The sequence below is a fragment of the Sphingomonas sp. 10B4 genome (assembly GCF_035019905.1).
GTDB classification, from domain to species: Bacteria; Pseudomonadota; Alphaproteobacteria; order Sphingomonadales; family Sphingomonadaceae; genus Sphingomonas; species Sphingomonas glacialis.
Map to the genome: position 1 here is coordinate 1 of NZ_JASJVC010000347.1, position 233 is coordinate 233.

General features: G+C 54.5%; 1 pseudogene. It reads left to right on the forward strand.

The features are described 5' to 3' along the window. Window positions 1–79: 79 nt before the first annotated feature. Window positions 80–233: pseudogene (locus QN347_RS21060) on the forward strand (HAMP domain-containing protein); the annotation flags it as partial.

Sequence of the window (233 nt, forward strand, 5' to 3'; positions counted from 1 at the left end):
CCTTAACTCTGTTGCTGGCGATTTTCGCTGCCATCACCAGTGCCTTTCTGATTTCAGGTGAACTGGCACGGTCACCGAGGGGAATTTTTCGCCGCGTCCCATCGTCGCCAGCAGTGATGAACTCGGCAGCCTGACGCAGTCGTTCAATACCATGACGCGCCAATTATTCGATGCCCGCGCCGCCGTCGAAAAAAACCGCAGCGAACTCGAAAATGCCAAAGCCTATCTCGAAT